This window comes from Microbacterium sp. LWS13-1.2, assembly GCF_040144835.1.
In the GTDB taxonomy this organism is placed as follows: Bacteria; Actinomycetota; Actinomycetes; order Actinomycetales; family Microbacteriaceae; genus Microbacterium.
Genome location: NZ_CP151632.1, coordinates 3,261,334 through 3,270,469, shown reverse-complemented (window position 1 = coordinate 3,270,469; position 9,136 = coordinate 3,261,334). Strand labels below are relative to the sequence as shown.

The window sequence follows — 9,136 nt, the reverse complement described above, 5'->3', positions numbered from 1 at the left end:
CGAGCGACCCACGCCCGGAAGGTCACCGGTCGCTGAGCTCACCGGTCGCTGAGGTCGACGGCCCGCATCGCCTCCGCGAGTGCGGTGTTATGCGCGTCGAGGTGGGCGGCGATGCCGTCGCGCACTTCGGCGGGCTTGTTCTGGCTCAACTTCGCCCGGGCATCGAACCGCGTGACGCGCAGGCGCAGGCCGACGGTCCCCTTCGCGATGCGGCGGGTGCCGGCCTCGTCCTCGGCGAGGCTGCGACCGTGCGGATGCCCCTGCTCGAAGCTCCTTCACCTGCTCGGGGTCGGTCATGAGGTAGCGCGGCGTGTGACGCATCAGGGGGTGCCCTTTCGGGTGAGTCGGGTGCGGACGGCGAGGCCCGATCGCCAGACGCGCCCACTGCCTCGGGGACGGCACGGGTACGGAGCCCGGCCGCCGTCGGCGGGCGATCGAGAGGGCGATCACGGCGAGCGCCGCGGCGACCACGGCGCGACCGGATCCGATGAACAGCGGTGACAGCCCGCCCACCGCGACGCGCGTGAACGGAAGTGTGAACGAGAAGGCGACGATGCCGAGCAGTCCCCACCCCAGGCCAGCAAGTCGGGGTAGCACTGTCGCTTCGCGGAGAGTAGCGCTACTCTGTTCTGTCATGGGTCAGGATAGCACCGCACGGATGATCGCGGAACTGCGCGCCTGGATCGCAGCGGCGCCGGCGGGAGCCCAGCTGCCCTCGAACCGTGCGCTGGTCGCCCGGTACGGCGCGAGCCCCGTCACCGTGCAGAAGGCGATGCGGCACCTCATCGGCGCCGGTCTCGTCGAGAGCCGCCCCGGGGTCGGGACGTTCGTGCGCGCGGCGCGGACCGCACGTCCGGCGGAGTACGGGTGGCAGACCGCAGCCCTCGGCTCTCCCCCGGCGCGCGTGTCGATGCTGTCGTCGACGCAGCGATCGGTGGCACCCGACGCCATCGGGCTGCACTCCGGGTATCCGGCATCCGATCTGCTTCCGGAGCGCGCGGTACGGGCTGCGATCGCCCGCGCGGCACGCACCCACGCCGCCATCGCCCGCTCGCCGGTCGCCGGGATGCCGGAACTTCAGGAGTGGTTCGCCCACGAGCTCGCCGGGGCCGCCCCGGCGGGCGTCACGCCGCCCACCGCCCGGGACGTGCTCATCATCTCGGGCAGTCAGAGCGGACTGTCGTCGATCTTCCGCGCCGTGGTGGGTCCCGGGCAGCCGCTCGTCATCGAGTCGCCCACGTACTGGGGCGCGATGCTCGCCGCCGAGCAGGCCGGCGTCACCCTGGTGCCCGTCCCATCCGGCGCCTTCGGCCCCGACCCCGACGAGGTCGATCGCGCTCTGGAGCGCAGCGGTGCGCGCGCGTTCTACGCCCAGCCCACGTTCGCCAACCCGACGGGCGGGCAGTGGCCGGCCTCGACCTCCGACGCCGTGCTCGAGATCTGCCGCCGGCGCGGCGCGTTCCTCATCGAGGACGACTGGGCGCACGATCTCGCGATCGACGCAGACCCGCGTCCGATCGCGGCGCACGACGACGACGGGCACGTGATCTACGTGCGCTCCCTCACCAAGAGCGTCTCTCCCGCACTGCGCGTGGCAGCCGTGATCGCCCGCGGACCGGCACGCGAGCGCGTCCTCACCGACCGCGCCGCAGAGTCCATGTACGTCAGCGGGCTGCTGCAGGCGGCAGCGCTCGACGTAGTGACCCAGCCGTCGTGGCGCAGTCACCTGCGCACCCTGCGCCCGCAGCTGCGCAGCCGCCGCGACCTTCTGCTCGACGGCCTTCGCGAGCACGCGCCGACGGCTCACATCGACACCGTCCCCGCCGGCGGCCTCAACCTATGGGCGCGCCTGCCTGACGGCACGGATGCCGCAGTCGTCGTGCGCGAGGCCGAGGCGCGGGGGCTCATCATCGCGGCGGGCGACGAGTGGTTCCCCGCGGAGCCGTCAGGACCCTACGTGCGCCTGAACTACTCGAGCGAAGCCCCGGCCCGCTTCGGAGAGGCCGCGCAGATCCTCGGCGAGGTGCTCGACATCATCACCGGCTGACGCTGTCCCCGGGTCGTCGCGCGCGTTTCGTCTCGCTTGGCTCGCTCAACGACTAGTAGTCGCGCGCTCAGGCCCCGAAGCGGCGCTGCATCTCGGCATAGCCGAGCGCGCCGTCGAGGAAGCCCAGCGTGCCGGACTCCTTGAGCTCCCGTCCGGCGCGCTCGACGAGACTGAGCGCGGCACGGGCGAGGCTGCCGCCCACGCTCACCCGTGACACGCCGAGCCCGAACAGGGTGTCTGCCGGGATGACGTTCGCGGCGAGCCCGGCGACGATGTTGATGGGTGCGGGGATGGCGTCCGCGAGGCGCCGGATGGTCTCCTCATCGTTGACTCCCGGCACGAAGATGCAATCGGCACCAGCACTGACGTAGCGGCGGGCGCGCTCGACGGTCTCGTCGAACGGGTCGCCGGCGACACCGCCGAGGTAGGTGTCGGTGCGGGCGTTCAGCACGAAGGTGCCGGACGGCGCCGCGGCCCGAGCCGCGACCAGCCGTTCCACCGCCTCCTCGATGCCGAAGAGCCGGCCTTCCTGAGCATCCTCGATGTTCGCCCCCGCGATGCCCAGCGCCACGGCCCGCGCCACGGTGCGGCCGACCTCGGCCGGCGAGTCGCCGTATCCCGCTTCGAGATCGGCGCTGACCGGCACACCCACCGCCGCCACGATCTCGGCCAGGCGCTGGAACATCGTGTCGGGATCCAGCGCGTTCCCGTCGGGCACGCCGCACGCCCACGCGATCCCCGCGCTCGTGGTCGCGACCGCGGGGAACCCCACCTGCTCGAGGATGCGGGCGGATCCGGCGTCCCACGCGTTCGGGATGATGAACCCGGGGCCGGCGTGCAGCACGAGCAGCGCCCTCGCCCGGCTCGTGAACCTGAGGTCGTCGGCCATGGCATCCCCTGTCCTCGGGTCTGCGCCTCAGCCGGCGGCGGCCCGTCCGTGTCTACGCAACGTATCAGCGGGCCGGTGCGGCGGCGGGCCGGTGCGCGTCGAGGTGGCGGCGCGCGGCGGCGATCGCGAGGCGGGTGTGCTCCTTCCCGCCGACCTGCGCGACGAGCGTCGCTCGCGGAATCTCGAGCGCGAACGGGAGACCCGCAGGGAGGGCGTCGAGGATGCCGAGCATGTCGATGCCCCCTTCGCCCGGGAAGAGCCGCTCGAAGCGTGCGGTGTGGATCAGGCCGGCGGTGGTCGCCGGGATCTCGGCGGGGGCGTCGCACACGTGCGCGAAGTGGAACCACTCGGGCGGAAGCTCTCGCAGATCCCCCACACTCGACCGTGAGCGGGCGAAGTGCAGCAGGTCGATGAGTAGACCCGCATTCGGCTGATCCGCCGCTCGCAGGACCCGCGTCGCTTCCCGGAGGTCGGGCGTCTCCGTCCATGACGGGAACTCGAGGTCGATCGTGAGGCCGAGGAGAAGCGCCAGCTCGCAGAACTCCGAGAAGCGGTCCGTCTTGCGGGCGAAGTCCGAGTCGGGCAGCTGCGCGATGACGTGGAGCGCTCCGAGTTCAACACCCGCCTCCAGGAAGCGCAGGTTGTCGCCGGGGCTGTCGCCCGAGGTGAGGCGCGCCAGTTCGATGTCGAGCACCTCGACCCCGGTCGCCGCGAGATGCGTCTTCGTCCTGCGCATCAGCGCCGGGTCGTACGCCAGCGGGTAGTGGGGTTCCTGCGGGGTGACCTTGGTCATGCGCAGGCCGACGTAGCGGTACCCGGTGGCGGCCGCGGCATCCACCAGTTCCGGCGGCGACAGACTCAGCGCCGTGAGATGGGCCCCCACCGCGGGTGTACTGCATCAGCGTGGTCTGCGCGGTGTCATCGAGGGTGTCGCGGTTCGAGCCGAGGAACACGACGGCCTGGTAGTTGTCCAGTCGGCTGAAGCTCGCCAGGTCCCTCGGTGTAGTCCACCGTGATCCCCCGTTCGGCCGCCCACGCGATCATCGCCTTCTGGGCGACGTTGTTGTCGTTCAGCGGTGGGTTGAGCCCAGGACCGAGCGCCGTGCCGAGATGGGCGTGACGCGGACCGGCGGTGCGGCTCCACACGAAGATGCGCTTCTCCTCGCCCTCCGTCCAGCCGTTGCCCCACTCGTGGTAGCACTCCGGATCGGTTCCGCGGCACACGCCGTAGTCCTTGATCTCGTCGAGGTAGATCTGACTGGCGGTGGCCGGCTGGCCGCCGAGGCCGTTGCCGTTGCCCTTGTCGGCTCCGGCCGCCGTCCCGGCGAGGACGATGCCGGCGCCCAGCGCCGCCGCAGCGACGAGCACGACGCCGGAGCGTAGCAGCGATCTCATGTGATCTCCTTCGATCATTCGAGGTGGTCCTCGGGGAGTCGAAGCGCGATCGCCGCACTCGGCCGATGACGGCCTTCAGGTCCCGCCTGGGGAGCGGGGAACCCCCGGATCGACCCTCGGGTTGCTGCGAATGTAGGCGGCGCGCCACGGCGTCGGCAACGCGCGTTCCACCCAGTAAGCCAGCCGTCGATGACCTGCTGCGCAGGGCGGCGACTGAACAGGCGGTCGATCGCCGCGCCCCCAGGCCGCGGGCGTGGCTCGCGGATGCCGCCCTCGAGGACGTCCCCCCCGATCGTTCGCCGCGTGCGGCGCAAGGACGAGTTCATCTGGCTGCGTCTGCTCGACCCCGAAGAAGACATCGTGCGACGCGCGCGTGACGTGCTCGGCATCCATCCCACCGCCGTCGCCGACGTCGTCTCACGCCGGCAGCAGCCGAAGGTGCAGAAGTTCGACGAGCACCTCTTCGTCATGCTCTGGAACGCGCTCCACATGCCCGACGAAGCGCTCGTGCTGGGTGAGACGTTCCGCTACATCGGCGAAGGCTGGCTGCTCACGGTGCAGCGCGGCAACGGCGGCGAGCCGCCCGATCTGCCGGAGCTGCTTGCAGAGGCGCCCGAGCATGCGCGGGCCGACACGATGCCGGCGGCGTACACGATCATGGCTGAGATCGTCGACGGTTATGCCAGCGCTGCGGCAGCCGTCGAGTCCGCCCTCGAAGAGCTCGAGGAGCAGGTCTTCAGCGAGAGCGAGCGCGAGGACCACCACCGCATCTACCGGATCCGCAAGGACATCGGCCGCTGGACCGGGCGGTGTCGAGCATCGCCGGCGCGCTGCACGAGAGCACCCGGCATCTCGAGACGCTCACCGTCGGCAGCGAGCGCATCCTGCCCTACCTCCATGACATCCTCGACGACACGGCCGGCACGGCCGCCCTGATCAACAACCAGAGCAAGGGCTGGATGCGATCCTCTCCAGTTACGAGAACAACGTGGCGGCACGGCAGAACCAGGACATGCGCACCATCTCGATGCCGTCGCGGTAGTTGAAGTTCGTGAAGGCGATCCAGATGCCGGACAGCGGCGCGCTTGAAGACCAGGAAGAACGCGATCGCAGGAACGCACATCAGCAGGAGCATCCTGCTCCCGGTGAGCTTCCGCCACCGCGAACGCGGTCGCTGCGGCACGACTTCAGAGACATCCGTCCGCGTCTTCGCGTTCGTGTACTCGCCTCGTCGCGACGCGCATGCCAGTTAACCTGAGCATCGACAAAACTCAGCGCGCCTCACGGAACAGCGCGCGTCGGGCCGACGCAAGCACGAGTTCGCGGGCTGTGGAGAACCTCTCGCGGACCCCGCGGAGGCGTCAGACGGTGCGGAGAAGCCCGCTGCTGCCCATCAGCCGCACGGGCATGAGATGAATCGCGACGCGGGACGGATTGACGCGCGGTTGGCGGTAGCGCTGTGCATAGAGCTCGACGGCGAGGGCGACCTCGTCCGGGTCGTCGTGCACGGTCGCGGTGGCGGGGAACGCGAGCCAGCGAGCGCCGTCGACCTGGCTGACAGTGGCGGTGGCGTCGCGCAGGACATTGCGCATCTTCTGGGAGTCGCGCGACGTGATGATGCGCAGCACGCCCTCGTGCAGGGTGAAGCCCACGGGCACCGCATGGATGCCGCCCCACGGCGCCATCGTGGAGAGCGTGGCGATGTGCCTCTCGCGGACGAACGCCTCGCCCGCCTCCGACAGTTCTCGCACGCTCTCACGTTAGCCGCATGCGGCCGGCCCGGCGATCAGTACGGTGCGATCGGCGCCCAGCCTTCGCCGCATGCACCCCCGTCGGTCACCTCTGCGATCACGACCTCGCTGCCGTCAAGGCTGAGCAGGGGGTTGTAGAACCGCGAGATCTCCACGCTGTCGACCGGCACGTAGTGTCCACGCTGTCGACCGGCACGTAGTGGAAGATGAGCGACCATCGGAAGCGGTCGGCCGACCGGTTCGGTCCTGAGCCATGGAGCATGCTGCCGTCGAAGAAGAGCACGTCGCCGGCGGCGAGCTCCGTCTGCACCGCCTCGAAGCCCTCGGGCAGCGTGATCTCGGTGCTTGTGAACGACTCCTCAGGGTCGGCCTCGTCGGGGCAGACGATCTCATATCGGTGCGAACCGGACACCATCTTCAGCCCGCCGTTCTCGCCGTCGCAGTCGTCGATCGCGACCCAGGCTGCGATGCAGGTCTCGGGGTGCGCCTGCAGGAAGATGTTGTCCTGGTGCAGCGCCTGCCCGCGCGCGGTCGGCGGCTAGAAGTAGAACACGGATGGCCGGCGCAGGCGGGAGGCGTCGTCCTCGTGCACACCCAGGGCGAGGTGCGGCCACGGATCCTGGCGTCTCTTCGCGCGTGTGCGCGGTCGTCGGCGCGGTCGCTCCCCGAGTCGGAGCTGTTCGCGATGAACGCCCTCGAGACGGCGCTGCTGTGGCTCGACACGGGCATCGACCGATCGAGCGGTCGGTGAGATCGCGCGGGACGTCGGCTGGGACGATCCGCTGTACTTCTCGCGGCGCTTCTCGGGGCTGCACGGCCTCAGCCCGACGGCCTACCGCCGGGAGCGGTCGGCGTCGACCGGCCGCGCAGATCGGCGTGACGTCTGAGGTGCGGGCGGTGCCCGCGAATGCCGGTCTGACGGGAACGGATGCCGCGGGTCTATCGTTCTCGCATGACGACGACTCCCCCCGGGTGGTACGACGACGGCCACGGTGCGATGCGGTGGTGGGACGGCACCCGGTGGACGGAGCACGTCGCCGCGGAGGATGCTCCCCCGGCGCCTGCGGCTGACCCGGCGCCTGCGGCTGACCCGGCGCCGGCGAAGTCGAAGCTGTGGATCGTGTGGGTGATCCTCGGCGTCGTCGTGCTCGGCATCCTGATCCTCGGGGCCGTTCTCCTCTCCCGGATCCTGAGCGCCGGTGCCGGGCAGGTCGGACTGTCCGGCGACGGCTGGCCGGCCGACGCCGACCAGCAGGCCGCCGTCGCGGCGGTCGAACTGTACGACGACGCGTGGCAGGACGCCGATTGCGAGGCCTACGTGGCGTCGACGACGGAGGGCTTCCGCGCGGAGTCGGGGCTCACGGACTGCTCGGCCTTCGAGAGCGAGGCCGAGGCGTTCGGGTCCGCGGTCGAGGACTACGAGGTCGAGGTCACCGACGTCCGGCAGGAGGAGGACGCGATCGTCGTGACCACCACCGAGACCTATACGGCCCTGGTCGACGACAACGGCGAGCCGCTCGAGGAGCCGGCCGACGACTCGATCGACTGGGTGTACACCGTCGTCGCCGACGGCGACGACTGGGTCATCGACGACATGCAGTAGCTCCGGCGCCCGGGCGACGGTGGGCGGCCCGACCCAGCCGCAGGCATCGGTTCCCTATCCGTTGATGCCCTCGCCGCCGTGAAGGGCTAGGCTCCGGCCATGGGGAGCTCTGGGGGCTCGTCCGGCAGCGGCGGTGGCCGCGCCCGACGGCCAGCCGAAACGGTCGGTGCGGCGGTGCTGACGGTGATCTTCGGCGCAGCCGCCATCACCTCGTTCCCCTCCACAGCGACCGCCGCGCCGTCTCCGTCGCCGTCGCACGCCGGCGGGAACGAGGCCGACGCCATGAGCGTCGTCGCCGCGTACGAAGAGGCCTTCGCCGAAGCGGACTGCGACCTGTTCGTGACGGCGACGACCACCGCGTACCGCGAGCGCATCGGCCTGACGGACTGCGAGGTCTTCGCCCAATCCGCCGCCGGCCGGGCCCAGGTCCTGGACTCGCTCGAGGTGACGCCGATCTCGGCCAGCGGCACCGGCCGGGGAACGATCGCCGCACGGGTGCACACCGAGGCTCGGAGCTACATCGACGAGAACGGTCAGCCGGTCGCCACCCCGGTGTCGCTGGAGGCCGACTATCGGTATCACCTCGTCCGCGCCGACGGCGCGTGGAAGCTCGATGCCGTCCACGACGTCACGGGCGGCCGCACCGAAGGCCAGCTGACCGCCGACGAGAAGCAGGCGGTCGCCCGGACGATGGCCGACTGGAGGGCGGCGTATTCGTCCGGCGACTGCGCTGCTCTCGAGGCGTCGACGACAGCGGGCTATCGCGAGCTCATGGCCTGGACGGACTGCCCCGCGTTCGAGCAGTACATCAGCGACCAGAACGCCTACTGCCCGATGGACGTCCATCCCGAAGACATCCGGTTCCGCACCAACGTCGATCCGCACGTGGGCGAGATCATCGTCGACGTCGTCGAGGTGTGCACGCTCGAGGTCGACGAGTTCGGCGCGCCGCTCGATCCGCCGTACGAGGCGGGTGCGCCCTACCGGTACCACCTCGTCGACGAGGACGGCACGTGGAGGATCGCCGAGGGCGAGAACGGGGCGGCGGCAGAGGACGAGCCGTCGAACGCGAACGAACGAGCGGCGATCGAGACCATACGCGCGTACAACGACGCCTGGCTCGGGGTCGACTGCGACGCGTACCTGGCGGCGACCACCGCTTCGTTCCGCACGGCGCTGAACACCAGCGGCTGTGCGGCCTTCGGCCCCGCGTCGCGCTCGTACAGCGAGTCCGTCGCCAACTTCGCCCTGACCCCCACCGACATCGAGCGGCCGTCCGCGAAGACGTTCGAGATCAAGTCCCACGAGACATACGACTCGCTGACGGATGCCGACGGCCAGGTGATGGACGCACCCATCCCGGTCGACGAGTACTGGGTCTACACCCTCGTGCTGGTGGACGGCACCTGGGTGATCACCGACGTCGTGATGCTGCTGTGATCCCGCGCCGG

Annotated in this window: 10 protein-coding genes and 3 pseudogenes; 5 read left to right on the top strand and 8 right to left on the bottom strand. The window is 70.6% G+C overall.

The features are described 5' to 3' along the window. Positions 1–38 precede the first annotated feature (38 nt). Both MRBLWS13_RS15120 and MRBLWS13_RS15115 read right to left on the bottom strand, forming a co-directional pair. Positions 39–215: pseudogene (locus MRBLWS13_RS15120) on the bottom strand (FMN-binding negative transcriptional regulator); the annotation flags it as partial. A 199-nt stretch (positions 216–414) separates the two neighbouring features. Next, positions 415–636 (bottom strand): annotated as a pseudogene (locus MRBLWS13_RS15115) (EamA family transporter); the annotation flags it as partial. Here MRBLWS13_RS15115 and MRBLWS13_RS15110 point away from each other — a divergent pair. Then, positions 635–2,047, top strand: a complete 1,413-nt coding sequence (locus MRBLWS13_RS15110) for a PLP-dependent aminotransferase family protein (protein WP_349426157.1) — start codon at positions 635–637, stop codon at positions 2,045–2,047. The pseudogene MRBLWS13_RS15115 and the gene MRBLWS13_RS15110 sit on opposite strands and share 2 nt — an antisense overlap. 67 nt (positions 2,048–2,114) lie before the next feature. Here MRBLWS13_RS15110 and MRBLWS13_RS15105 read toward each other — a convergent pair whose 3' ends face one another. The 3 genes from MRBLWS13_RS15105 to MRBLWS13_RS15095 all read right to left on the bottom strand — a co-directional run bounded on the left by MRBLWS13_RS15105 (position 2,115) and on the right by MRBLWS13_RS15095 (position 4,331). Next, positions 2,115–2,936 carry an isocitrate lyase/phosphoenolpyruvate mutase family protein gene (locus MRBLWS13_RS15105; protein WP_349426156.1) on the bottom strand — a complete coding sequence of 274 codons (822 nt, stop codon included), beginning with the start codon at positions 2,934–2,936 and terminating at the stop codon, positions 2,115–2,117. Positions 2,937–3,000: 64 nt separating this feature from the next. Next, positions 3,001–3,819, bottom strand: coding sequence for a TIM barrel protein (locus MRBLWS13_RS15100; RefSeq protein WP_349426155.1), 819 nt, complete (start codon positions 3,817–3,819; stop codon positions 3,001–3,003). A 35-nt stretch (positions 3,820–3,854) separates the two neighbouring features. Continuing rightward, positions 3,855–4,331, bottom strand: a complete 477-nt coding sequence (locus tag MRBLWS13_RS15095) for a hypothetical protein (RefSeq protein ID WP_349426154.1) — start codon at positions 4,329–4,331, stop codon at positions 3,855–3,857. Positions 4,332–4,634: 303 nt separating this feature from the next. Between MRBLWS13_RS15095 and MRBLWS13_RS15090 the strand changes: the two genes are divergently transcribed. Then, a complete protein-coding gene (locus tag MRBLWS13_RS15090) occupies positions 4,635–5,267 on the top strand; it encodes a CorA family divalent cation transporter (protein WP_349426153.1) in 633 nt (210 codons plus the stop codon). Between the two features lie 425 nt (positions 5,268–5,692). On the opposite strand, the gene MRBLWS13_RS15085 is transcribed toward MRBLWS13_RS15090, so the two are convergent. The 3 genes and pseudogenes from MRBLWS13_RS15085 to MRBLWS13_RS15075 all read right to left on the bottom strand — a co-directional run. Beyond that, positions 5,693–6,082, bottom strand: coding sequence for a pyridoxamine 5'-phosphate oxidase family protein (locus MRBLWS13_RS15085; protein WP_349426152.1), 390 nt, complete (start codon positions 6,080–6,082; stop codon positions 5,693–5,695). Between the two features lie 35 nt (positions 6,083–6,117). Continuing rightward, on the bottom strand, positions 6,118–6,252 hold the full coding sequence (locus tag MRBLWS13_RS15080; protein WP_349426151.1) for a hypothetical protein: 135 nt from the start codon (positions 6,250–6,252) through the stop codon (positions 6,118–6,120). A gap of 116 nt (positions 6,253–6,368) precedes the next feature. Continuing rightward, positions 6,369–6,551 (bottom strand): annotated as a pseudogene (locus MRBLWS13_RS15075) (phytanoyl-CoA dioxygenase family protein); the annotation flags it as partial. Between the two features lie 283 nt (positions 6,552–6,834). On the opposite strand from MRBLWS13_RS15075, the gene MRBLWS13_RS15070 reads away from it, so the two are divergent. The 3 genes from MRBLWS13_RS15070 to MRBLWS13_RS15060 all read left to right on the top strand — a co-directional run bounded on the left by MRBLWS13_RS15070 (position 6,835) and on the right by MRBLWS13_RS15060 (position 9,125). Next, on the top strand, positions 6,835–6,969 hold the full coding sequence (locus MRBLWS13_RS15070; protein WP_349429078.1) for a hypothetical protein: 135 nt from the start codon (positions 6,835–6,837) through the stop codon (positions 6,967–6,969). A gap of 65 nt (positions 6,970–7,034) precedes the next feature. Next, positions 7,035–7,685 carry a DUF2510 domain-containing protein gene (locus tag MRBLWS13_RS15065; RefSeq protein WP_349426150.1) on the top strand — a complete coding sequence of 217 codons (651 nt, stop codon included), beginning with the start codon at positions 7,035–7,037 and terminating at the stop codon, positions 7,683–7,685. 99 nt (positions 7,686–7,784) lie between these two features. Next, positions 7,785–9,125, top strand: a complete 1,341-nt coding sequence (locus MRBLWS13_RS15060; protein ID WP_349426149.1) for a hypothetical protein — start codon at positions 7,785–7,787, stop codon at positions 9,123–9,125. Positions 9,126–9,136: the final 11 nt, after the last annotated feature.